Source organism: Sphingomonas bacterium (assembly GCF_903644135.1).
Taxonomy (GTDB): domain Bacteria; phylum Pseudomonadota; class Alphaproteobacteria; order Sphingomonadales; family Sphingomonadaceae; genus Sphingomonas.
The window spans coordinates 1-23,481 of record NZ_CAHJXA010000001.1; the positions used below are offsets into that span (position 1 = coordinate 1).

The window sequence follows — 23,481 nt, forward strand, 5'->3', positions numbered from 1 at the left end:
ATCGTCGGCATGGGGCGGATCGGCCAGGCGGTGGCGATGCGCGCGCGCGCGTTCGGCCTGGCGATCCACTACCACAACCGCCATCGCCTGCCCGCCGTGGTGGAAGCGCAGCTGGCGGCAACCTGGCACGCGGACCTCGACGCGATGCTGGCAACGGCGGATATCGTCACCATCCACACCCCGCTCAACGCCGACAGCCGCGACCTCCTCGACGCGCGGCGGATCGCGCTGATGCGGCCGCATGTCTACCTCATCAACGCCAGCCGTGGCGGCATCGTCGACGAGGACGCGCTGGTCGCCGCGCTGGAGGTGGGGCGGCTGGCCGGGGCCGGGCTCGACGTCTGGCGGCACGAGCCGAGCATCGACCCGCGGCTGCTGGCGCTGCCCAATGTGGTGATGACGCCGCATATGGGCTCGGCGACCTATGAGGGCCGGCTCGCGACCGGCGAGCGGGTGATCCAGAACATCCGCATGTGGGCTGACGGCCATCGCCCGCCCGATCAGGTGCTGGAAGGCTGGGCTTGAGCATTTGTTAGGCGCGGCGGGCTACACTCGCCAGCCATGGAGAATGTCCGCATCGTCGCTGCGCCGCGGGAAGGCGGCATCCTCGCGCATCTGACGACAGCGCGATGGATCGTGCCGGCGCTGTTCGCGCTGACGCTCGGCGTTCGAGTGGCGCTGATCTTGGTTTGGCCGCAGACGCCCTTCTCGGACGGTGCCTGGTATCTGCTGCGCGCGACCGAGCTGGCGCAGGGAATGGGCTATCAAGAGGCTGGGCATCCTACCGCCTTCTGGCCGGTCGGCTTCCCCGGCCTGCTCGCGGGATCGATCTGGCTGACCGGCAGCGCCGTTCTCGGCCCGATGCTCGTCAACCTGCTGGCCGCGGCGGCGACGCTGGCGCTGATCCTGTGGCTGGCGGCGGCGCTTGGCGCTGGCCTGGCGGCGGGGCGGATCGCGGGGCTGCTCTATGCGCTGTACCCGGCCAACGTCGTCTATGCCGGCGCGCCGCTGTCGGAGACGGCGTCGACCGCCGTCGCTATCGCCGCCTTCGCGCTGCTGATCGCCGGCCGGCGGCGCTGGCCGCTGCTGGTCGCGTCGGGGCTGATGTTCGGCGTGGCAACGCTGATGCGCGCGCAGTTGCTGTTCTTTCCGGTCGGCGGCGTCGTCGCGCTGCTGCTGGTCTACCGCGACCTGCGCTGGCGCGACGGGCTACGCGCGCTGCTGATCGTACACGTCGCCATGGCGGCGGTCATCCTGCCCTGGACATTGCGCAACGAGCGGGCGCTGGGCAGTCCCGTGCTGGTCTCGACCAATGGCGGCATCGCCCTGTTCACCGGGGCATATGATGGCGCGACCGGCGACTGGACGGGGTGGGAAACCACGCCAGTCTGGGACCGGAGCGGCATCGGCTATGACCAGCGCGTCGAGCGGCAGGTCGAGCTCAACGACCGCTTCCAGTCGCTCGCCAAGGGCTGGATTGTGGCGCATCCGCTGCGCTGGACGGCGCTGGGCGTGAAGAAGATGGCGCTGCTCTGGCGTAAGGACAGCGACGCCTTCTGGTCGATGCACGAGAGCTATCCCGATGAGGAGCGAGGCTGGACGATCGTGGCGGTGGTCGACCAGCTCTATTATTTCGCGATCCTGCTACTGGCCGTGCCGGCTCTGGTCGTCGGCGGGCGCGGGATCGTCCGGCGCGATGCCGACACAAGACTGGCGCTGCTCGGCTGTATGCCGGCGTTCGTGACGCTGACCGCGTTCGCCTTCACCGGCCAGATCCGCTATCACTTTCCGGCGATGCCGTTCCTGATCGTCGCCGCCGGCTGGACGCTCGCCCGCTGGCTCAGTCGCCGGTCAGGATACGATCGACCAGCTGCTTGACCGTCGGCACGAAGCCGTTGGAATAGAACGGGTCACGCTTGAAGTTATAGGCGGCATGACCGGCGAACATCAGGTTCGCCTCGGTATCGCCGCCGTGAGCGATCTCCTGCAGCGTCTTTTGAATGCAGAAGCTGCGCGGGTCGGCCAGCCGCCCGGTGGAGTTGGTCTCGGTGTCCGCCCAGGACGAGAACAGGCATTGCGACAGGCAACCCATGCAGTCGGCCTGATCCTTGCGGATTTCCGCCTTTTCCTGCGGGTTGACGAAAACCAACGTGTTGTCGGGCGTCTTCAACGCATCGGTAAAGCCGGCCCCGAACCACTCGCGCGCGCGCAGCAGGTCGCCGCGCGTCACCCAGAAGTTGCGGCCCTTCACGCCGACGTCGAGCTGGAAGACATGGTCCCCCGCCTCCTGCGTCGAGAAGGCGATCTGCCGCTCCGACCGCGCCTCCAGCGACCGCAGGAACGGGTTGCGCACCGCCGATGAGTAGAAGCCGGTCGGCGAGAAGCGGTGGAGCAGCACCTCGCCCGGTTCGATCGTCATCAGCCGCTGCTTCCAGCCTTCCGGGATCGGGCTCTCGCGCGTCAGCAGCGGACGCGTGCCATATTGGAACGCGATCGCGCCCAGCTCGGCATTGTCGATCCAGTCGCTCCAGTCGCGCAGGTACCAGACGCCGCCGGCCATCACGATCGGCGTCGTGTCGGGGATGCCTCCCTCGCGCATCGTCTCGCGCAGCGCCTTGACGCGCGGATAGGGGTCCTCGGGCTTCAGCGGGTCCTCGGCGTTGGACAGGCCGTTATGGCCGCCGGCCAGCCACGGGTCCTCATAGACCACCGCCGCCAACCACTGCGCCGCCTTGCTGTACGCCCGCTTCCATAGCGCGCGGAAGGCGCGGCCGGAGCTGACGATCGGCAGGTACGATACTTCGTAGGAGGCGGCGATCTCGCTGAGCTTGTAGGGCATCCCCGCGCCGCAGGTGACGCCTGCAACCAGCCCCTTGGTCCGCTCCAGCACGCCGTTCAGCACGCGCTGGGCCCCGCCCATCTCCCACAGCACGTTGATGTTGATCGCGCCCTTGCCGCCGGCGATTTCGAACGCGCGGCGGACCTGCTCGACCGCGCCGTCGATGGCGTACTGGATCAGCTCCTCGTGACGCGCCCGCCGGGTCAGCTCGCGATACACCTGCGGCACGATCTTGCCTTCGGGATCGTAGCTGTCGGCGTTGACCGCGGAGACAGTGCCGATGCCGCCAGCGGCCGCCCAGGCCCCGGCCGAGGCGTGGTTGGTCGCGGCGACGCCCTTGCCCCCCTCGACCAGCGGCCAGACTTCACGGCCGTGATAGTTGATCGGGGTCAGGCCCTTGAACACGTGTCGTCACTCCCGGCGAAGCTACGTCCCGTAAAGCCAAAGGACGCCGCAGGCGAGCCCTAACCTTTGTTACCCCAGCGCGCCGGGTCGGCCGATCGCCTCTTCATACAAGGCCTTATACCGGGCGATCATCACCCCCTCGTCATATTCGGCGCGCGCCTTGGCCTGGTTGGCGGCTCCCAGGGCGTGGCGAAGCTCGGGGTTGGCGACCAGTTGCTGGAGAGCATCACGCAGCTGCACCTCGCCCATCTCGGCACCGATCATCGGTGCGTTATGCGCCGACAGCATCACCGGCACGTCGCCGACCGGGGTCGACACCACCGGCAGCCCCGCCGCCATCGCCTCGACCACCGCCAGCGGGAACTGCTCGCTCGACGACGACAGCGCGGCGATGTCGAACAGCCCGGTATAGGCGTAGGAGCGCGGCACGAAGCCGGGCATGACCAGCCGGTCGGCGATCCCCATCATCGCCGCGGCCTGGCGGATCGCGCCCTCCTCCGGCCCCTCGCCGACGATCACCAAGCGGAACCGCCCGGCAAGCCCGCCACAGGCGCGCACCAGCTTGGGCAGGTCCTTGACCGGGCGCAGGCCGGCGACGGCACCGATCACCACCTCGTCCTTGCGGCGGACCAGGCCGGGGATCGCCTTGAGATCGGGCCGCTGCGCGTAGAGCATCGTCGGGATGCCGTTGACGATGCGGCGTACTTGGGAGGCGGGCTGTTTCCAGGTGCCGAGCGCGATCCGCTCCAGCGCCTGCGACGGGACCGCCAGCGCATGGGCGGCGGGCAGCGCGATGCGGCGATAGATGTTGCGCTCGCGCTTCAACCCGGCCGCCTCGTCGGCGTTAAAGCCGTCCTCGTGATGGACCAGCGGCGGTGCCTGCTTGCCGAACACCCGCCGCGCCATCACCCCGTCGATCGCGCCCCAATTATAGGTGAGCACCAGGTCGAAGCCGCGCATGAACCGCGCGATCGCCTCGAACCGCGTCACCGCCGGCCGGCCGGTCAGCGACGGCGGGTCCAGCGCGATCTCGTAGCGGATGCCCTTGGCGATCGCGTCGCGCGCGCCGAGCGCATCGGGCACGCCCGAGACGATCACATGCCGCGCCGCGTCGCCGAATGCGTTCATCAACCGAACGGCGCGCGCCTCCTTGCCTCCCAGGGAAAAGGAGGAATGGAGGTGGAGGATGCGGACCGGCGCGGCCATCGACGTTCAGGCCACCACCCGGGCGAGCAGCCGGTCGATCGGCTCGTGCAGCGCCGGTTCGGACAAGGTCGGCGCATGGCCGACTCCCGCTACCGTCGTCAGCTCGGCACGGTCGAGCCCCGCGACCATCCGCTCGGCGGTCGCCGCCGACAGGATGTCCGACCGGCCACCGCGCACCACCAGCGTCGGCACGTCGCGCAGCGCCGACAGCGCCGCCCACATATCGGGGCCGGTCTCCGCACCCGGGTTGCGCAGCGGCTCGGCGATCTTGAGGTCGTAGTCGAGGACGATCCGCCCGGCGCTCGTCAGCCGGTACAGCCGCTTGGCCATCGCCAGCCAGTCCTCGATCCGCCAGTCGGGATAGACGTCGCGATTGGTGTCGGCGACGGCGCGCGCGGCGTGCATCCAAGTCGGGAAGCTGGACGCGCGACCGACATAGCCCTTGATCCGCGCGAGGCCGACCGGCTCGATCTCCGGCCCGACATCGTTGAGCAGCGCCGCGGCGATCGGTGCCCCCGCCCGGGCCAGCAGCATCGTGACGATCCCGCCCAGGGAGGTGCCGATCACGACGAACCGTCCAATCCCCTGATCAGCGAGCAACGCCTGGACATCGGCCACATAGGTCGCCGGGACATAGCTCATCGGGTCCTTCGCCGCCTCGCTGCCGCCGCGCCCGCGCAGGTTGACGGCGAGCACGCGCCAGCGTCCCGCCAGCCGCGCGGCGAGCGTGTCGTAATCGCGCGCGTTGCGGGTCAGCCCTGGTAGGCAGACGATCGGCGGACGGCTCGCATCGCCGGCATAGTCGCGGGCGTGCAGCTTCAGCCCGTCGGGCGAGGTCCAGTACAGCTGCTGATACGCCGACATGGTTGCGCCCCCGGTGACCCGCGCCCCATATCGCCGGATGCCCTTCTCCCCGCAAGCATATCGGCCCGCCGCCGCCCTCCTGTCGCTCGGGCAAGGCTTCTACGATCCGGTCGAGGCGGCGGACTTCCCGCAGGCAAGGCTGCGCTTCCGCAACGACTGCGCCGCCGCGGAGGTGGGCCTGAGCGAGCTGACCGACGACGAGTGGTGCGCGCATTTCGGCCGGTTCGTGGCCATGCCGGGCACGCTGCCGCAGCCGCTGGCGCTACGCTATCACGGTCACCAGTTCCGCCACTACAATCCCGAGATCGGCGACGGTCGCGGCTTCACCTTCGCGCAGCTGCGCGATGCGCGCGGCCGGCTGATGGACCTCGGCACCAAGGGCTCCGGCACGACGCCGTGGAGCCGGTTCGGCGATGGCCGGCTGACCCTCAAGGGCGGCGTGCGCGAGGTGCTGGCGAGCGAGATGCTGGAGGCGCTGAACGTGGCGACCAGCCGCAGCTTCTCGCTGATCGAGACCGGCGAGGCCCTGCATCGCGGCGACGAGCCTTCGCCGACCCGCTCGGCGGTGCTGGTGCGGCTCAGCCACGGCCATGTCCGGATCGGCAGCTTCCAGCGGCTCGCCTATCTGCGCGACGAGGCGGGACTGCGGGCGCTGACCGGCTACGTCCTGCGCGAGCTGTACGGCGAGGATAGCGACGACCCGATCCGCCTGCTCGACCTCGTCGTCGCCCGCACCGCGACGCTGGCGGCCGGCTATATGGCGGCGGGGTTCGTCCATGGCGTGCTTAATTCCGACAACATCAACGTCACCGGCGAGAGCTTCGACTATGGCCCGTGGCGGTTCGCGCCGACCTGGGACCCCGGCTTCGTCGCCGCCTATTTCGACGAGGGCGGCCTCTACGCCTTTGGCCGCCAGCCCGAGGCGATCCACTGGGACGTGATGCAGCTCGCCGCCTCGCTGCGGCTGATCGCCGACAGCGAACCTTTGATTGCAGCGCTGGAGCGATTTGCGGAGCGATACCAGCCGGCGATCGCCGCGGCGATGCTGTGGCGGCTTGGCGTCACGCCGCGCGGCCCCGCTGAAGACCGTGCGCTTGTCCAGGTCGTCGAGCGGGCTATGCGCCGCACCGGCGTCGCGCTCGAACGCTTCTTCTGGGATGCGTTCGGCGGAACGTTGCCGGCCAGCTACGCAGATGACTGGGAGGAAGTGCGCGCGGCGCTCGCAAGCTATCAGCCCCGCACGTCGCGCAACCACCCCTATTGGCAAGGCGGCCCCTGCTCGATGCTGATCGATGAGGTCGAGGCGATCTGGGCGGCGATCGACCGCGACGACGATTGGGGACCGTTCGACGCCAAGGTGGCCGCGATCCGTGCGATGGGGCAAGCACTCGCCTGATCCTTGACTTGCCCTTGAGGGCGGCGCGGTCACATAGGGCACCATGCCCGACGCGCTGATCTCGCACGAACCCGCGACCAGCATCGAGCTGTGGCGCGGCACGGCCGGCGATGTCGACGCGGAGGTGGCGGTCGCCCGCGCCGCTTGGAGCGGCTGGGCGGCGCAACCGCTCGGCTTCCGCAGCGAGACCCTGCGCCGTTTCGCCAACGTCGTGCGCCAGCGCAGCGAGGCATTGGCGGACACCTGCGCCCGCGAGACCGGCAAGCCGCTATGGGAGGCGCGCGCCGAGGTCGAGGCGGTGATCGCCCGTGTCGACATCTGCATCCGCGCCTATGGCGAGCGCACCGCCCAGCGCCGCATCGATGCCCCGCTCGGCGCGCGTCTGGCGGTGCGCCACAAGCCGCATGGCGTCGTCGCGGTGATCGCGCCCTTCCCCTCGCCGCTGCTGCTCCCCGCCGGCCGTATCCTGCCGGCGCTGCTCGCCGGCAATGCCGTGGTGTTCAAGCCGTCGGAGCAGGTCCCGGCCAGCGCCACGGCGCTGACGGAGTGCTTCCACGCCGCCGGCCTGCCGCCCGAGTGCCTGCGCCTCCTTATCGGCGGTTCGGCGGAGGGCAAGGCGCTGGCGGCGCACCCCGATGTCGACGCCGTGCTGTTCACCGGCTCCGCCCGCAGCGGCCTGGCGCTTGCCCGCAGCCTGGCGGCGCGACCCGAGACGCTGCTGGCGACCGAGCTAGGCGGCAACAACCCGATCGTCGTGTGGGACACGCCCGACCTCCACAGCGCCGCGGTGCTGGTGGTGCAGTCCGCCTTTGCCGGTGCCGGCCAGCATTGCATGGCGGCGCGACGACTGATCGTCGAGCAGCGGCTTGCCGAGCCGTTGCTGGCCGCGGTCAACGCCCTGATCGGCCGCCTGATCATCGGCGCGCCGCACGACAGCCCCGCTCCCTTCATGGGACCGGTCCGGGACAATGCGACCGCGGATGCGCTGACCGAGAGCTTCCTCGAACTGCTGATGCGCGGCGGCCGGGCGCTGCGCCATCCCGAACGGCGCGACGACCATCTACCCTTCCTGACGCCGGCGCTGATCGACGTGACCGGCATCGCCGAGCGGCCCGACATCGAGCTGTTCGGGCCGATCCTGCAGGTCGTCCGCGTCGACAGCTTCGACGCTGCCATCGCCGAGGCGAACGCCACCCGCTTCGGGCTGGCCGCATCGCTGATCAGCCAGACGCCGGCGCTCTATGACCGCTTCTGGGCGGGAACACGGGCGGGCATCGTCAACTGGAACCGGCCGACGATCGCGGCCGCGGCATCGGCTCCGGCGGGCGGCACCGGCTGGTCGGGCAATCACCGGCCCGGATCCTGGTACGAGGCGGACAATTGCGCCTATCCGGTGACCTCCAACGAGGCGGAGTCGGCGCGGGCCTCGATCGGTATCGGCCTGCGCGATGGCTGACGAAGCTGGCCTACGCACCGACCAAGCATCGAAACCATTGCGGAGTGTGGCCGGCGGGCTCATCTGGCGAAGCATGGCCAGTCTGCTCGACCCCCAAGCCCGCGGGCGCGTGATCCTCGTCGGTGCCGGCCCGGGCGATCCGGGGCTGCTCACCGTCCGCGCGGTCGAGGCGCTGAGGGTAGCGGACGTTGTCGTTCATGACGGCCTGATCGATCCGCGCGTCCTCGACCTCGCCCCCGCCGCTGCGCAGCGCATCTCGGTCGCCAAGCAGCGCGCGCGCCACACGCTGCCGCAGGATGCGATCAACGCGCTGATCGTCGCGCATGTGAAGACCGGCGCGATCGTCGTGCGGCTGAAGGGCGGCGACCCCTTCATCTTCGGCCGCGGCGGCGAGGAGGTGGAGGCGGTGCGCGCCGCCGGCCTGCCGGTCGAGGTGATCCCCGGCGTTTCGGCGGCGCTGGGCTGTGCGGCGGAGGCGATGCTGCCGCTCACCCACCGGGATCATGCGTCGGCCGTCTCGTTCGTCGCCGGCCAGTGCAAGGGGCTGAGCGAGCAGGACTGGTCGGGGCTGGCGGGTCAAGGCCGCACCTTGGTGATCTACATGGGCGTCGCCACCGCCGACGCGATCGCCGACAAGCTGATCGCCGACGGCGTCGCCCCAGACATGCCGGTCGCGGTGCTGGAGCGCGGCACGCTCGCCGGCCATCGCGCGCTCAAGACATTGCTCGCCGACCTGGGCGCGATGGTGAAGCGCGAGGGCGTCGCCAGCCCGGCGATCATCGTCGTCGGCGAGGTCGTCGAGCTGTCGGACGCCGAGGACAAGCTCGCCCGCTGGGCTCGCATCGCGGATGAGGTAGCGGCATGAAGCTGCTGACCGGCAACGACCTGCCTACCGGCGACGTGATCTGGTGGACCGGCAGCGGCTGGTCGCGCCATGTCGAGGAGGCCGCTGATGTCGGCGGCGGCGGCGACGCGCTGGCGCAGGCCGAGGAAGGCGCGCGGCGGGTCACTGCGGCCTACCTCATCGACGCGACCGACACGCCGCAAGGCCCCCGTCCCGCGCACATCAAGGACCGCGTGCGTGCGCTTGGCCCGACGGTGCGCCCCGACTTGACGCTGAAGCCTGCCGGTCCTTCGGCAGGGGCCTGGGTGATCTGATGTACCGCTACGACCAATATGACCAGAGCATCGTCGACGCCCGGGTGGACGAGTTCCGCGACCAGGTGCAGCGCCGCCTCGCCGGGCACCTGACCGAGGATCAGTTCAAGCCGCTCCGGCTGATGAACGGCCTGTATCTCCAGCTCCACGCCTACATGCTGCGCGTCGCCATCCCGTATGGCACGCTGGACGGGCGACAGATGCGGATGCTGGCGCACATCGCCCGCACCTATGACCGCGGCTACGGCCATTTCACCACGCGCCAGAATATCCAGTATAATTGGATCAAGCTGGAGCAAGCGCCCGATATCCTTGCCGATCTTGCAACGGTCGAGATGCACGCCATCCAGACCAGCGGCAACTGCATCCGCAACATCAGCTCCGACCAGTTCGCCGGGGCCGCCGCGGACGAAGTAGCCGATCCGCGCCCCTGGGCCGAGCTGATCCGGCAATGGTCGACCTTCCATCCCGAATTCAGCTTCCTGCCGCGCAAGTTCAAGATCGCGGTGATCGCTGCCGACGAGGATCGCGCGGCGATGCGGCTGCACGATATCGGCCTGCAACTGGTGGAGCGGGACGGCCGGCTGGGTGCGCGCGTGTTCGTCGGCGGCGGCATGGGGCGGACGCCGATGATCGCACCGGAGATCAAGGATTTCGTCGAAGCCGCTGATATCCTGAGCTATCTTGAGGCTGCCCTGCGCGTCTATAATCGCTATGGCCGGCGCGACAACATCTACAAGGCGCGCATCAAGATCCTGATCCACGAGATCGGTGCCGACGAATATCGCCGCCAGGTCGACGAGGAGCATGTCCAGGTGAAGGCGCTGGGCATCGATCCGCCCGCCGCCGAGCTGGCGCGGATCACGGCGATGTTCGCAGTCCCCGCCTTCGCCGCCGATGCGCCGGCCGAGACCGACCGCAGCGATCCCGATTTCGCCGTCTGGCTCGATCAGAACGTCGCCGCGCACAAGCAGCCCGGCCATGCCATCGTCACGATCAGCCTGAAGCCGATCGGCGGCATCCCCGGCGACGCCTCGGCCGAACAGATCGACGTCATGGCCGACCTTGCCGAGCGCTATTCGTTCGACGAGTTGCGCGTCACCCACAGCCAGAACATCGTCCTGCCCCATGTTCGCCAAGTCGATCTGCCTGCGGTGTGGCAGGCGCTGAGCGAGGCCGGGCTGGCCGATGCCAATCTCGACCTGATCAGCGACATCATCGCCTGTCCCGGCCTGGACTATTGCAGCCTCGCCAACGCGCGTTCGATCCCGGTCGCGCAGAAGATCGCCACCCGTTTCGCCGATCTCGGCCGCCAGCGCGAACTGGGCGAGCTCAAGCTCAAGATCAGTGGTTGTATCAACGCCTGCGGCCACCACCATGCCGGTCACATCGGCATCCTCGGCGTCGACAAGAAGGGCACGGAGAACTACCAGCTGCTCCTCGGCGGTTCCGGCGCGGAGGACGTCAGCCTCGCCAAGATCACCGGCCCCGGCTTCGACGAGGACGGCGTGGTCGACGCGATCGAGCGGGTCACCGACAAATATCTCATCGTGCGCGAGGCCGGCGAGCGCTTCCTCGACACCTATCGCCGGGTCGGCATGGAGCCGTTCAAGGAGGCGATCTATGGTTGAGGCCACCGACGATGCCGACCTGGCCGGCAACACCGACGCGCTGCTCCGCTTCCGCGACGACGCCGCGCCCGACGAGCCGGCAGTGACGCTCGATGCCTTCCTGGCCGACCAGGACGACACAAAAGCGGTGCGGCTGGAGGCGGGCGACGATGCGCGCGCGCTGCTGCCGTACCTGCGGCGGCTGGCACTGGTAGAGGTAAGCTTCCCCAGCTTTCGCGACGGCCGCGGCTATTCGGCGGCGCGGCTGCTGCGTGAGGCGGGATATGGTGGCGAGTTGCGCGCGGCCGGCGACGTGCTGGTCGACCAACTGTCGTTCATGCGCCGCTGCGGATTCGACAGCTTCGCTCCCGAGGCACCGATCGATCCAGCGACCCTCAATCGCGCGCTCGGCCGCTACGCCAACCAGTATCAGCCTGCCGCCGATCGCGCGGTGCCGGTTTGGAAGCAACGTCATGGCTGAAGCCGCACGCCGGCTCGACGTCATCGAAGTCGGCCCGATCGTCACCGCTGCAGACGCTGCGGCGATGGAGGAGCGCTTCATCGGCGTGCCTGCCGCGGCGATGCTCGCGGAGCTGCTGACGGGCGAACTGGCCGGCCGCGTGGCGGCGGTGTCGTCGTTCGGGGCGGAATCGGCCGTGCTGCTGCACATGGTCGCCGCTATCGACCGCGACGTGCCGGTGATTTTTACCAACACGCAGAAGATCTTCGGCGAGACTCTTGCCTATCGCGATGAGCTTGCCGAGCGGCTGGGGCTGACCGATCTGCGCGTCTATCGGCCCGATCCCCGGCTGCTGCAGCTGAAGGACGGGACCGGGCTGCGCTGGTCCTACGACCCCGACGGCTGCTGCGACCTGCGCAAGGTCGAGCCGCTGCGCCGCGCCCTGCTGCCGTTCGGGGCGTGGATCAGTGGTCGCAAGGGCTTCCAGGCCGGCACCCGCACCGCGCTGCCGCGGTTCGAGGCGGACGAGGGCAAGCTCAAGCTCAATCCGCTCGCCGACTGGACCAAGGCGGACCTCGACGGCTATTTCGCCGCTCACGACCTGCCCCGCCATCCGCTGGAGGCGCAGGGATATCCCTCGATCGGTTGCGCGCCCTGCACCAGCAAGGTGCTGCCCGGTGACGATCCGCGATCGGGACGCTGGCGCGGCTGGGACAAGGTGGAATGCGGCATCCACCAGCCGGCAAGCCCGGGCGAGGACCCGATCTTCTAAGCGGCTGCCGATGCCGTTCGGAGCCAATCGCCTTATCATCGGTTAGCTTTCCGACGCGCCTCGGCGCTTGCGCCGGAGCCAGTTTTGCATCGTCCTCCTCGTTTCGTCGTTGCCGCAGCGCCTGCGGTGCTCGCGCTCGCCGGGTGCACCCACAAGGGCGGCAACCCGGCCCCGCCGCGCGTCGACACGGCGGCGCAACTGCCGTCCGAGACATCGACCATCGTCGTGCCGGTGAGCGCGCCGTTGACCGACCTCGAAGCGGCCATCGACCAGGAGACGCCCAAGCAGCTGTGGAAGATCGATCAGCATCAGGACAGCTGCGTCCCCGCCAAGCGCGTGAACCTGGGCATCGCCAAGGTGAAGGTCGTGCCCAATCTCGGCTGCCGGATCGTCGGCCAAGTGGTGCGCGGCCGCATCGCGCTCGGCGGCAGCGGGTCGACGTTGCGGATCACCATGCCGGTGACCGCGACCATCTCCGCCAACAATGTCGGCGGCCTCGTCAGCAAGACCGCGACCGGGGCAGCGGTCGTCCACGCCACCGCGCGGCTGTCGGTCGCGGGTGATTGGCGACCGGTGGCGAAGGTGTCGATCGATTACGACTGGAGCACGCCGCCCGGCATCGACTTCCTCGGCAAGCGCATCGTCTTCGCCGACAAGGCCGACGAGCGGCTGAAGCCCGTCATCGCCGACCTGGAACGCAGCCTGCCGGCGCAGCTCGCCAAGCTCAACCTGCGCGACAAGCTTGGCGAGGCATGGCGGCAGGGCTTCACCTCGCTGCAGCTCAACCGCGCCAACCCGCCGGCCTGGATGCGGATCACGCCCAAGCAGCTCGGCTTTGGCGGCTACAAGGTCACGGGACGCAATCTGGAGATGGTGCTCGCGGCCGAGGCGGTGACCGAGACGTTCGTCGGCGATCGCCCGGCCGATCCCGCGCCGACGCCGCTGCCGCCGCCCTCGCCGTCGATCGGTGAGCGTGGGCTGCAATTCTTTATCCCCGTCCTCGCCGACTATGCGCAGCTGGAGCCGGTGGTCCAGCGCACGTTGCAGAAACTGGCGGCCAAGGGGATCAACCTCAAGGGCATCGGCCCGGTCGATGCCCAGTTCGGCAAGGTCACCATCTACGCCACTGACGGCGGCCATCTCGCGATCGGCGTCGAGACCAAGGTGAAGGCGCGCACTCATTCGTGGATAGCCACGGACGGCACGATCTGGCTGACTGCGATCCCGTACAACGCCGCCGGGTCGCAGCTGATCCGCGCCCGCGACGTCCGCCTCGCCAGCGACACGGATAGCCACGTCGCCAACCTGCTGGTCGCCCTGTTCAACGACACGGGCGTGCGCGACAGCATCCGCGACTCGCTCAGCCACGACTTCGCGAAGGATTATGCCAAGGTGCTTGGCTCGGCACGCACCGCGATCGCGGCCAAGCGCGAGGGCGACTTCATGCTGTCGGCCAACGTGACGCAGGTGCGCAACGGCCAGATCAAGGTCACCGGCAAGGGGCTGTTCCTGCCGGTGCGCGCAACGGGAGCGGCGTCGATCAGCTATCGGCCGGGCTAATAGCCGGCGTAATCGCTGAAGCGGGTGATGGTCGGGTCGAACTTCATCGTCACCTTGCCGGTCGCGCCGTGGCGCTGCTTGGCGACGATCAGCTCGGCGAGGCCATAGACGCGCTCCATGTCCGCCGCCCAGCGCGAATGGTCCTCGAAGGTCTTGGAGTCGTCGCCCTCGCTCGGCCGCTTGGGCTCCTTGGCAGCGACGTAATAATCCTCGCGATAGACGAACCAGACCATGTCGGCATCCTGCTCGATCGACCCCGATTCGCGCAGGTCCGACAATTGCGGCCGCTTGTCCTCGCGCTGCTCCACCGCGCGGCTGAGCTGCGACAGCGCCAGGACGGGGACGTTGAGGTCCTTGGCCATGGTCTTGAGCCCGCGGCTGATCTCGGAAATCTCCTGGACGCGATTGCCGTCGCTCTGCTTACCCGAGCCGGTGAGCAGCTGGAGGTAATCGACGACCACCAGCCCGATCTCGTTGTTGTGACGCCGTTGCAGCCGGCGGACGCGGGTGTGGAGAGAACCGATCGACAGGCCGCCGGTATCGTCGATGAACAGCGGCAGGTTCTCCAGCTCGGCGGCGGCGGCGGCAAGCTGGCCGAACTCCGCCTTGCTGATCTTGCCCATCCGCAGCGATTCGGAGCTGATCTTCGACTGTTCGGCGAGGATGCGCGTCGCGAGCTGGTCGGCGCTCATCTCCAGGCTGAAGAATGCGACCTTGGCCCCCACCGACTGCGCCGGGGCGATCCCGTCAGCCATGTCGCGCATCCAGCGCCGGGCGGCGTTGAAGGCGATGTTGGTGGCGAGCGAGGTCTTGCCCATGCCGGGACGGCCGGCGAGGATCATCAGGTCGCTGTGATGCATCCCGCCGATCTTGGCGTTGAGCGAATCGAGCCCGGTGGTGACGCCCGACAGGTTGCCGCCGGAGTTGAGCGCCCGCTCGGCCATCTTGACCGCCATGGTCGTTGCCTGGGCGAAGGTCTTGACGCTCTCCTGCACGCCGCCGTCCGCGGCGACCTTGAACAGCTCCTCCTCGGCCTGCTCGATCTGGCCGCGCGGGTTGACTTCCTCGCTGGTGTCCATCGCCCGGTCGACCAGCGTGCGCCCGACGCTGACCAGCGCGCGCAGCATGGCGAGGTCGTAAATCTGGGTGGCGAACTGGCGCGCGCCGATCAGCCCCGCACCCGAGCCGGTCAGCCCCGCCAAGTAAGCGGGCCCGCCCAGCTCGCGCATCCCCTCGTCGGCCTCGAACATCGGCCGGAGCGTCACCGGCGTTGCCAGCATGTCGTTGCTGCGCAGCGTCTTGATCGCGGCGAAGATGCGGCCGTGCAGCGGCTCGTAAAAATGCGCCGGCTCCAGCCGATCGATCAGGTCGTCGGCGAGGCGATTGTCGATCATCATCGCACCCAGCATCGCCGCCTCCGCCTCGACGTTGCGGGGCAGCTGCGGCTCGTTGCCGACCGCGTTGGAGGGTGCCGGAACGGGGAATGCCAGGGTTGCCATCGCCGCCTTGTGGGCTGCCGCCCCGCCCCGCTCAACGGGGTTGCGCCGGAATGATGGGGATAAGTGACAGGCGGCGGCGGCAGAGCTATCCCGCGTCGGTGGCGGACACCCGGAAAGCGGATCGGCGCATCAGCCATGTCGAGCTGGACGAGCACAGCCTCGGCTGGCGCTCGGCCGATGTCGAGCAGGAGCGGCGGATCGCGATCTTCGACCTGATCGAAGGCAACTCGTTCGCGCCGGTGCGGGTCCATGCCGACGGTTATGCCGGCCCCTATCGGCTCAAGCTTGAGTCGGAGGAAGGGCGGCTGGGGCTGCACCTGTATCGCGAGGACGGCAGCCACCTGGAGACGCTGGTGCTGGCGCTCGGCCGGTTCCGCCGGGCGATCAAGGACTATTTCGCGATCTGCGACAGCTATTACCAGGCGATCCGCGCCAGCACCCCGCAACAGATCGAGACGATCGACATGGCCCGCCGCGGCCTGCATGACGACGCCGCGACGATGCTCCAGGAGCGGCTGGCGGGCAAGATCGAGGTCGATTTCGACACTGCGCGGCGGTTGTTCACGCTTATTTGTGTGCTGCACATTCGTGGCTAGGCTGGGAATGGCGGCGTTGCTGGCGCTGGCGGGAATGGCGGTGATCGGCGGCTGGCAGTTCGCCACCGCCTGGACACCGTCGAAGCGGACTTATCCGCTGCAAGGGCTCGACCTCGGCGAGAACCCGCCGGCGGCGGAATGGCCGACGGTCCGCGCCGCCGGAGCCGACTTCGCCTATCAGGTCGCGACCGCGGGCACCGATCGCGAGCCGAGCTTCGAGGCGAACTGGAGCGCGTTGCCCGAGGCGGGGCTGCGGCGCGGCGCGGTCCACCTCTACTCGCTGTGCCGGCCCGCCCGCGCGCAGGCCAACGCCTTCAACGTGGTCGTGCCCGCCGCGGGCGACGCCCTCCCCGCCGCGGTCGACCTGTCGTTCCGCGACGACTGTGCGGCGCGGCCCGATCGCGACACGCTGGTGGCAGACGTGCGGCGCTTCATCACGACGGTGGAGGCGCATACCGGCAAGCCGATGCTGCTGCGCGTCAGCCGCGCGGTGGAGGCGCGCTACCGGCTGAGCGCCGCGATCGAGCGGCCGATCTGGGCGATGGCCAGCGGCTTCGCGCCCGGCTATGCGGCGCGGCCATGGCGGTTATGGCGTGCGTCGGGCATCCACCGCGTTCGGGGGATCGAGGGGCCGGTGAACTGGGACGTAGTCGCACCATGAGCGACGGGTCGAGCGACGCCGATGCGCAGCGGCTGGTCGCGGCGGCGCGCGCGGCGGCGGTCCATGCCCACGCGCCCTATTCGCGGTTCGCGGTCGGCGCGGCATTGTTGATGACCGACGGCAGCCTGATCACCGGTGCCAATATGGAGAATGCGAGCTACGGCCTGTCGCTCTGCGCCGAGACGGTGGCGGTCGCGACGGCGAGCGCGCAGGGACGGCTGGGCGACATCGTCGCGGTTGGGGTGATCGGCGGCGCGATGGACGCGGAGGGTCGGGCGACCGGCGCGACCCCGGTCAGCCCCTGCGGCCGGTGCCGTCAGATACTCAACGAAGCGGCGCAGATCGGCGGCCGCGACCTCCCGGTGCATTGCGGCGGTGCTGAGGGCGAGGCGATCGTCAGCTATCGCCTGTCACAGCTGCTGCCCGACGCCTTTGGGCCGGCCGACCTCGGCCTCGTCCCGCGCCGGTGATCGCCGCCGGTCGGATCGCATCGCTGGACCTGATCCGCGGCGTGGCGGTGCTCGGCATCCTGCTGATGAACATCGTCGCGTTCGGGATGCCGGAGGCCGCCTATTCCAACCCCGCCGCCTATGGCGCTCACGGCCCGTTCGACACCGCCGCCTGGGCGATCAACGCGGCGCTGGTCGACGGGCGGATGCGCGGGCTGTTCTCGTTCCTGTTCGGCGCGTCGCTGCTGCTCGTCACCGACCGTGCCGAAGCGGCCGGCGTCGGTGCCGCGCGCGTTCATTTCAGCCGCATGGCGTGGTTGCTGGCGTTCGGCATCGCCCATCTGTTCCTCGTCTGGTGGGGCGATATCCTCCAGCATTATGCGCTGGTCGGAGCCATCGCCTTCTTCCTGCGCCGGCTGGAGACGCACAGGCTGATCATCCTTGCCACCCTGCTGCTGGCGATCGAGCTGTTGCTCTGCGCCGGATTGCCGGTCGCGATGGCCATGGCGGTCGCGGCGATCCATGCGCCGCATCCGAGCGCTGCCGCCCTTGCCAATTACCGCGACTTTGTCGACACGTTCGGCCGGCCGAGCGCGGCCGTGCTCGCCCGCGACCTAGCGGGCTATCGCGGCGGCTATGCCACTGAATTCGGCTATCGCTGGCCCGACGCCATCCAGACGCCGTGGCGCACACTGGCCTTTGTCGGACCCGAGACGCTGGCTTACATGATGCTGGGGATGGCCGCGCTGAAGAGCGGCCTGCTTGCCGGTGCCTGGCCGCGAGCGCGCTATCGGCGCTGGGCCGCGGTATGCTTCGGCATCGGCCTGCCCGGCTATGCCGCGCTGACCTGGTGGACGTGGCACAGCGGCTTCGACATGGAGGTGATCGCGCTGGCCACTCTCGTGCTATCGGTGCCGCTGCGGCCGGTGATGATCGTCGGCTGGGCCTGCCTGATCCTGCTGCTCGCCCGGCCCGGTGGTCGCCTGACGGGCCGGCTGGAGGCGGCGGGGCGGATGGCGTTCACCAACTATCTCGCCACCTCGCTGCTCTGCACCACCTTCTTCTATGGCTATGGTCTGGGCTGGTACGGGCATCTGTCGCGAGCGGCGCTGTACCTGGTCGTGCTGGTCGTCTGGTTGCTGATCCTCGGCTGGTCAGAGCCGTGGTTGCGCCGGTTCCGCTACGGGCCGTTCGAGTGGCTGTGGCGCAGTCTCGCGCGCGGACGGCTGCAGGCGATGCGTGGTGAAGCGCCCGGATCAGGCGCGGCCGAACTGCACCGGAGCCTTGCGGCCGAACCCGCCGCCCACGATCGGGCGACGCTCGACCAGCGGGCTCGCCTCGCGCTCCAGCAGCGCCAGCGTGCGCTCGAACAGCGGCCGCAGCTGAGCGACATGCTCCAGCGCGCTCTCCGGCGTGTCCTGCGCCTCGACGCAGTCACGCGCGATCGTCTCGATCGTCTCGGCCAGCGCGCCGAGCGGCTCCGCCCCGAACTGACGCGATTCGCCCTTCAGCGTGTGCGCGGGGATCACCATGGCGGGAGCGTTATGGGCGCGCATCGCCTCTTCCAGCGCGACGACCGACTTGTAGCCGTCCTCGCGGAAATAGCCGAGAATGCGCACGAATCCTGCGCCAAGCTCGCTGCGCGATCGGCCATAGGCCTGCCAATCGACCAAGGTACTGCCTTCGAACGACACGTTCTCTTCCTCCGGGGCTTAGCTGCCCATTGAGAAGCCGGTCCCCATGTATAGCGGGGCCGGTAAACAAGGCGTTCCCGCAACATCCAATCCGGCGCGGAACGCAGCGCTATTCCTTGGTGTCGAAGGGGTTCTTGGGCGCGCGCATCGTCAGCCGCACCGGGACGGCCCCGAACCCGAGTTCACGGCGCATCGAATTGACCAGATAGCGCTCGTAACTCGCCGGCAACTGGTCGACGCGAGTGCCGAAGATGACGAAGCTGGGCGGCCGCGTCTTGATCTGAGTGACGTAGCGCATCTTGATCCGCCGGCCGCCGGGGGCGGGCGGTGGATTGGCGACGAGCGCCCGCTCGAACCAGCGGTTGAGCTCGCCGGTGCCGACCCGCTTCGACCAGGCCGAGCGCGTCTCGAAACACGCCTCGATCATGGCGTCCAGCCCCTTCCCGGTCGCCGCCGACACGGTGAGCAGCGGCACGCCCTTTACTTGGCTCAGCCCGTCCTCCAGCGCCTTCTTGATGCCGTTGAACAGCGACGACGGCCCTTCCGCCACGTCCCATTTGTTGATCGCGATGACCAGCGCGCGCCCTTCCTCCAGCACGCGATCGGCGATGCGCAGGTCCTGCGCCTCCAGCCCCAGCGTCGCGTCGAGCAGCAGCACCACCACTTCGGCGAAGTCGATCGCGCGCAGGGCGTCGGCGACCGACAGCTTCTCCAGTTTGTCCTGCACCTTGGCGCGCTTACGCATCCCGGCAGTGTCGATCAGCCGCACCGCGCGGGTGCCGCCCTTCGGGTTGGGCCAGTCCCAGTCGATCGAGATCGAATCGCGGGTGATTCCCGCCTCCGGCCCGGTGATCAGCCGATCCTCGCCGAGCACCCTGTTGATGAGGGTCGACTTGCCGGCATTGGGACGGCCGACGATGGCGAGCTTGAGCGGCGCATCCTCGCCGCCGTCATGCTGTTCCTCCTCTTCGACCGGCAGATCGCCGATCAGCGGCAGCAATGCCTCCAGCAGGTCGACGACCCCCTCGCCATGCTCGGCGGAGAAGCCGATCGGATCGCCGAAGCCGAGCGCGTGCGCCTCCAGGATGCCCTGCTCGCCGGCGCGCCCTTCCGCCTTGTTGGCGAGGAGCACCACCGGCGTCGTCGAGCCGCGCAGCCAGCGGCCGATCTCCTCGTCGAGCGGCACGATGCCGGCGCGCGCGTCGACGACGAACAGCGCCACATCGGCGTCCGCCACCGCCGCCTCGGTCTGAAGGCGCATCCGGCCGGGCAGGGTCTGGGCGTCGTGATCCTCGTACCCGGCGGTATCGATGACGCGGAAGTCGAGGCCGACGAGGTGCCCCTCGCCCTCGCGCCGGTCGCGGGTGACGCCGGGCCGATCGTCGACCAGCGCCAGCTTCTTGCCGACCAGGCGATTGAACAGCGTCGACTTGCCGACATTGGGGCGGCCGACGATCGCGACGGTGGGGAGGCGGGACATGGCCATGCCCTACCCCGCCCCGCCGGCTACGTCACGCGCGCTACTTCCAGGCGGTGATGCGGCCCCGGTCGTCGAGCGTATAGAGCGTCCCGTTCGCCACCACCGGCGGCTGGGAGAAGGCGGCCTTCTTAACCTTCACCGTCGCCGCGACGCTGCCATCGGTCGGCGAGGCGTAGACGATCGACCCTTGCGAGTTGGTCAGCACCAGCTTGCCGCCGGCCAGCACCGGGCCATACCACGTCACCTGATCGCCCTTGTTCTTCTTGGCATTGGTGAAGCGCGGCAGCTGCGCGATCCAGCGCACCTTGCCGTTGGAGCGCGCCAGGCAGATCAGCCGCGCATCGTCGGTGACGACGAACAGCCACTCGCCCGCGATCCATGGCGTCGAGATGCCGGCGATGTTCTCTTCCCACAGGCGCTGCCCGGTCGACAGCTCCAGCGCGACCATGCGGCCGCCCTGCCCGACCGCGTAGACGCGGCCATTGTCGATCACCGGATCGGCGTCGATGTCGGCGATGCTGGACACCGAGGTGGTGATCGAGGCGCGGCTGAGCGCGTCCTGCCACAGCACCCGGCCATTCTCGTAGCGATAGGCGTTGAGCTCGCCGCTGGAGAAGCCGGCGACCACCGACCCGGCGCTGGCGGCCGGCGCGGCGACGCCGAACACGCCCTGCGCCTCGATCGTCGCATTGCCGGTCCACTGCACCTTGCCGTCGCCCTCACCCAGCGCGAAGATCTGGTTGTCCTGGCTCAGCACATAGACGTTGCCGTTGGCGATGGTCGGCGCACCGCGCAGCGGGCCGCCGGGCTTGGCGCGCCACGCTTCCTTGCCGTCGGCGGCGTTCAGCGCGACCACGTCGCCCAGGCCGTCATCGGCATAGACCTTGCCGTCGTCATAGCTGACGCCGCCGCCGAACTTGGCGCGGCTGTTGCGATCGTCGTCGGACAGCGACGTCGTCCACAACGGCGTGCCGCCATCGGCGGAAAAGGCATGGACCACCGCCTGCACGTCGATCACGAACAGCTTGCCCTCGGCGATCACCGGGCTCGCCGCCAGCCGCTCGCGCGGCGAGCCGCCGTCGATCCGCGCGGTCCAGCGGCTCTCGGGATTGGCGGCCAGCGTCAGGTGGCCCATCGACTTGGCGGCGTTGCCGCCCGACTGGGTCCAGCTGTCGTTGGTCTCGGCGGCGGGCAGCAGCACCTGGACGTCGGCGATCGTCTTGTCGGCGGCGATGGCGTTCTCGGATGCCAGGATGGCGATACGGTTGCCGGTCGTCGGCGTGGTCTTGGGCTTGTGCTTGAAGATACCGCAGGCGCTCAGACCCATCAGCGCGGCGACCATCGCGGCCCTGCGAACATTCCTCATCATTTCGCCTTTGCTTCCCCGTCGGGCGTCGCCGTGTCGACGCCAAGTACACCGGCCATCTGAACCGCACGTTGACGCAGCGTCGGTGGCACATCGTCGCCCTGCGCCATCTGCCCGAACAGAGTCGCCGCAAGGTCGCGCCGCCCTTCGCGCAGATACGCCGCCGCCAGCAGCTCGCCGGCACTGCCCAGCCAGGGGCTGCCCGCGACCGCCAGCGGCCGCAGCCGCTCGACGATCACTTGCGGCTTCAGCCGGTCATATTCTGCCGCGGTCTGGCGGATCAGCGCCAGGTCGCGGAACGGCTTGGCGAGCGAGGCATCGCTGGCCAGCCCGGCGAACTTCGCCGCCGCGCCAGCCGCATTGTTCTGCTGGAGCAGGATATCGGCCTGGCTGAATGTCGCCATCGCACGATAACCGTCGCGATTGGACCCGGCGAGCGCGGCGAGCGGCGGCATGGCCGCGCCGAACTGGCGATTGCCGAGCGCGTCATAGGCTTGGGTCAGCTGTTCGCCCTGACTGCCCGCAGCCGCCTCGCGCCGGTGCTGCCAGAACAGGAAGCCGGCGAACAGCGCCAGCCCGCCGACGATCGCGGCGACCAGCGCCCGCCCCCAGCGCCGCCAGAAGCCGAGCAACTGGTCGCGGCGAAGCTCGTCGTCGACCTCGCGCAGGAACGCCTGGTCGGTGGGCGGCGTGACGGGTGGCTTGGCGGCCAAGGGCGATAGCTCCGGTCGGGCGGGGAGGTGCGAGCGCGCAGCCTTAGCCGGGGACGCCGCGAAACGAAAGGGATGCGCCCGGGGGCGGTCAGGGCTTGGCGGCGTAGACCTGTTCCGGGCCGGGAAAGCGCCGCTCGCGCACCTCGGCGGCATAGGTCGCCGCCGCCTCGCCCATCAGCTCCGCCATCGCCGCGAAGCGCTTGACGAAGCGCGGCGTGCGCTCGAACAGGCCGAGCATGTCCTCGGCGACCAGCACCTGCCCGTCGCACTGCGCCGACGCGCCGATGCCGATCGTCGGGCAGGCAACGGCGCGGGTGATCGCCACCGCGATCGGCTCGACCACGCCCTCGACTACCATGGCGAACGCGCCGGCGTCGGCGATCGCCTGCGCGTCGGCGACGATCTTGTCCGCCTCCGCTTCGGTGCGGCCGCGCGCGCCATAGCCGCCCAGCATGTTGACCGCCTGCGGGGTCAGGCCGACATGGCCCATCACCGGTACGCCGCGCTCGGACAGGAAGCGTACCGTCGATGCCATCGCCTCGCCCCCCTCCAGCTTTACCGCCGCCGCGCCGGTCTGCTTGAGCAGGAACGCCGCGCTCTCGAACGCGCGCTCCGGCGACGCCTCATAGCTGCCGAACGGCATGTCGATCACCACCACCGCATGATAGCTGCCGCGCACCACCGCCGCGCCATGCGCCGCCATCATCTCCAGCGTCACCGGCACCGTCGATGGCAGGCCATAGATTACCTGCCCCAGGCTGTCGCCGACCAGCAGCAGGTCGCAATGCGGGTCGAGCAGCTGCGCCGTGCGCACCGTATAGGCGGTCAGCATCACCAGCGGCGTGCCGCCCTTCTGCCGCCGGATCGCCGGCACCGTCAGCCGCTTGAGCGGGGCCGGCGTCGGCGTCGCGCGGCTGGTCGCGGTGTCGAGCGTGTAGGTGGTGGACATAGCCCCGCGATATACCCGCGCGAGCCCTGCCGCCAGCCGATCAGGCGACGGCGACGCCCTTCCAGAACGCGTAGCGCCCCTTGATCTCCGCCGCTGCCGACTTGGGATCGGGATAATACCAGACCGCGTCGGGGTTGCGTTCGCCGTCTACGACCAGCGTCTTGTAATGCGCGGTGCCCTTCCACGGGCAGATGGTGCGGGTGGCGCTGTCTTCCAGCAGCGCCGGGTCGATGCTGTTGGCGGGGAAATAGTGGTTGCGCTCGACGACGACCGTGTCGTCGGACGTGGCGACGTCGTGGCCGTGCCAGCTGGCGGTGGGCATAGTGATTTCTCCTGCAAAGCGGTTCG

23 protein-coding genes and 1 pseudogene are annotated in these 23,481 nt (G+C 69.3%); 14 read left to right on the plus strand and 10 right to left on the minus strand.

The genetic code is table 11. The features are described 5' to 3' along the window. Both HUU96_RS00005 and HUU96_RS00010 read left to right on the plus strand, forming a co-directional pair. The coding region (locus tag HUU96_RS00005; RefSeq protein WP_302480204.1) for a 2-hydroxyacid dehydrogenase at positions 1 to 525 on the plus strand (525 nt) is incomplete at its 5' end. Between the two features lie 36 nt (positions 526 to 561). Beyond that, positions 562 to 1,878 carry a hypothetical protein gene (locus HUU96_RS00010; RefSeq protein ID WP_174290812.1) on the plus strand — a complete coding sequence of 439 codons (1,317 nt, stop codon included), beginning with the start codon at positions 562 to 564 and terminating at the stop codon, positions 1,876 to 1,878. Here HUU96_RS00010 and HUU96_RS00015 read toward each other — a convergent pair. The 3 genes from HUU96_RS00015 to HUU96_RS00025 form a co-directional block, all read right to left on the minus strand. Further along, positions 1,841 to 3,244, minus strand: a complete 1,404-nt coding sequence (locus HUU96_RS00015) for an NAD(P)H-dependent flavin oxidoreductase (RefSeq protein WP_174290813.1) — start codon at positions 3,242 to 3,244, stop codon at positions 1,841 to 1,843. The genes HUU96_RS00010 and HUU96_RS00015 overlap by 38 nt on opposite strands. A gap of 69 nt (positions 3,245 to 3,313) precedes the next feature. Then, positions 3,314 to 4,450 (minus strand): glycosyltransferase family 4 protein, encoded by a 1,137-nt coding sequence (locus HUU96_RS00020; RefSeq protein WP_174290814.1) that lies wholly within the window; start codon positions 4,448 to 4,450, stop codon positions 3,314 to 3,316. 6 nt (positions 4,451 to 4,456) lie between these two features. Further along, positions 4,457 to 5,314: an alpha/beta fold hydrolase gene (locus HUU96_RS00025; RefSeq protein WP_174290815.1), complete on the minus strand. Its 858-nt coding sequence runs from the start codon at positions 5,312 to 5,314 to the stop codon at positions 4,457 to 4,459. Between the two features lie 37 nt (positions 5,315 to 5,351). Here HUU96_RS00025 and HUU96_RS00030 point away from each other — a divergent pair, with 37 nt between their 5' ends. From HUU96_RS00030 to HUU96_RS00065, 8 genes are all read left to right on the plus strand, one after another. Continuing rightward, positions 5,352 to 6,710 carry a protein adenylyltransferase SelO family protein gene (locus tag HUU96_RS00030; protein WP_174290862.1) on the plus strand — a complete coding sequence of 453 codons (1,359 nt, stop codon included), beginning with the start codon at positions 5,352 to 5,354 and terminating at the stop codon, positions 6,708 to 6,710. A 43-nt stretch (positions 6,711 to 6,753) separates the two neighbouring features. Next, a complete protein-coding gene (locus tag HUU96_RS00035; RefSeq protein WP_174290816.1) occupies positions 6,754 to 8,166 on the plus strand; it encodes a succinylglutamate-semialdehyde dehydrogenase in 1,413 nt (470 codons plus the stop codon). A gap of 73 nt (positions 8,167 to 8,239) precedes the next feature. Continuing rightward, complete coding sequence (cobA, locus tag HUU96_RS00040; RefSeq protein WP_174290817.1) at positions 8,240 to 9,031, plus strand: uroporphyrinogen-III C-methyltransferase; 792 nt, start codon at positions 8,240 to 8,242, stop codon at positions 9,029 to 9,031. Then, on the plus strand, positions 9,028 to 9,324 hold the full coding sequence (locus tag HUU96_RS00045) for a DUF2849 domain-containing protein (RefSeq protein ID WP_174290818.1): 297 nt from the start codon (positions 9,028 to 9,030) through the stop codon (positions 9,322 to 9,324). Before cobA ends, HUU96_RS00045 begins: the two co-directional genes overlap by 4 nt. Next, a complete protein-coding gene (locus HUU96_RS00050; protein WP_174290819.1) occupies positions 9,324 to 10,955 on the plus strand; it encodes a nitrite/sulfite reductase in 1,632 nt (543 codons plus the stop codon). Before HUU96_RS00045 ends, HUU96_RS00050 begins: the two co-directional genes overlap by 1 nt. Continuing rightward, on the plus strand, positions 10,948 to 11,415 hold the full coding sequence (locus HUU96_RS00055; protein WP_174290820.1) for a DUF934 domain-containing protein: 468 nt from the start codon (positions 10,948 to 10,950) through the stop codon (positions 11,413 to 11,415). The genes HUU96_RS00050 and HUU96_RS00055 overlap by 8 nt, the downstream gene beginning before the upstream one ends. Then, complete coding sequence (locus tag HUU96_RS00060; protein WP_174290821.1) at positions 11,408 to 12,166, plus strand: phosphoadenylyl-sulfate reductase; 759 nt, start codon at positions 11,408 to 11,410, stop codon at positions 12,164 to 12,166. Before HUU96_RS00055 ends, HUU96_RS00060 begins: the two co-directional genes overlap by 8 nt. 84 nt (positions 12,167 to 12,250) lie before the next feature. Continuing rightward, positions 12,251 to 13,726: a DUF4403 family protein gene (locus HUU96_RS00065; RefSeq protein WP_174290822.1), complete on the plus strand. Its 1,476-nt coding sequence runs from the start codon at positions 12,251 to 12,253 to the stop codon at positions 13,724 to 13,726. On the opposite strand, the gene HUU96_RS00070 is transcribed toward HUU96_RS00065, so the two are convergent. Beyond that, complete coding sequence (locus HUU96_RS00070) at positions 13,723 to 15,225, minus strand: replicative DNA helicase (RefSeq protein ID WP_174290823.1); 1,503 nt, start codon at positions 15,223 to 15,225, stop codon at positions 13,723 to 13,725. The two genes, HUU96_RS00065 and HUU96_RS00070, sit on opposite strands and share 4 nt — an antisense overlap. Before the next feature lie 98 nt (positions 15,226 to 15,323). On the opposite strand from HUU96_RS00070, the gene HUU96_RS00075 reads away from it, so the two are divergent. From HUU96_RS00075 to HUU96_RS15005, 4 genes and pseudogenes are all read left to right on the plus strand, one after another. Continuing rightward, entirely contained in the window at positions 15,324 to 15,821 is a 498-nt protein-coding gene (locus HUU96_RS00075; RefSeq protein ID WP_254604793.1) for a UPF0262 family protein, read from the plus strand. After that, positions 15,814 to 16,482 carry a GH25 family lysozyme gene (locus HUU96_RS00080; protein WP_254604795.1) on the plus strand — a complete coding sequence of 223 codons (669 nt, stop codon included), beginning with the start codon at positions 15,814 to 15,816 and terminating at the stop codon, positions 16,480 to 16,482. The genes HUU96_RS00075 and HUU96_RS00080 overlap by 8 nt, the downstream gene beginning before the upstream one ends. Beyond that, a complete protein-coding gene (locus HUU96_RS00085) occupies positions 16,479 to 16,952 on the plus strand; it encodes a cytidine deaminase (protein WP_174290825.1) in 474 nt (157 codons plus the stop codon). Before HUU96_RS00080 ends, HUU96_RS00085 begins: the two co-directional genes overlap by 4 nt. Positions 16,953 to 17,668: 716 nt before the next feature. After that, positions 17,669 to 18,094 (plus strand): annotated as a pseudogene (locus HUU96_RS15005) (DUF418 domain-containing protein); the annotation flags it as partial. A gap of 93 nt (positions 18,095 to 18,187) precedes the next feature. Here HUU96_RS15005 and HUU96_RS00095 read toward each other — a convergent pair. From HUU96_RS00095 to HUU96_RS00120, 6 genes are all read right to left on the minus strand, one after another. Further along, on the minus strand, positions 18,188 to 18,625 hold the full coding sequence (locus HUU96_RS00095; RefSeq protein ID WP_174290864.1) for an Hpt domain-containing protein: 438 nt from the start codon (positions 18,623 to 18,625) through the stop codon (positions 18,188 to 18,190). A gap of 109 nt (positions 18,626 to 18,734) precedes the next feature. Next, on the minus strand, positions 18,735 to 20,105 hold the full coding sequence (gene der, locus HUU96_RS00100) for a ribosome biogenesis GTPase Der (RefSeq protein ID WP_174290826.1): 1,371 nt from the start codon (positions 20,103 to 20,105) through the stop codon (positions 18,735 to 18,737). A gap of 40 nt (positions 20,106 to 20,145) precedes the next feature. Next, positions 20,146 to 21,474 (minus strand): outer membrane protein assembly factor BamB family protein, encoded by a 1,329-nt coding sequence (locus HUU96_RS00105; protein ID WP_174290827.1) that lies wholly within the window; start codon positions 21,472 to 21,474, stop codon positions 20,146 to 20,148. After that, complete coding sequence (locus tag HUU96_RS00110; protein WP_254604796.1) at positions 21,471 to 22,184, minus strand: tetratricopeptide repeat protein; 714 nt, start codon at positions 22,182 to 22,184, stop codon at positions 21,471 to 21,473. The genes HUU96_RS00105 and HUU96_RS00110 overlap by 4 nt, the downstream gene beginning before the upstream one ends. An 88-nt stretch (positions 22,185 to 22,272) precedes the next feature. Next, complete coding sequence (gene panB, locus HUU96_RS00115) at positions 22,273 to 23,133, minus strand: 3-methyl-2-oxobutanoate hydroxymethyltransferase (RefSeq protein WP_174290829.1); 861 nt, start codon at positions 23,131 to 23,133, stop codon at positions 22,273 to 22,275. A gap of 40 nt (positions 23,134 to 23,173) precedes the next feature. Beyond that, on the minus strand, positions 23,174 to 23,455 hold the full coding sequence (locus HUU96_RS00120; RefSeq protein ID WP_174290830.1) for a DUF427 domain-containing protein: 282 nt from the start codon (positions 23,453 to 23,455) through the stop codon (positions 23,174 to 23,176). Between the last annotated feature and the right edge of the window lie 26 nt (positions 23,456 to 23,481).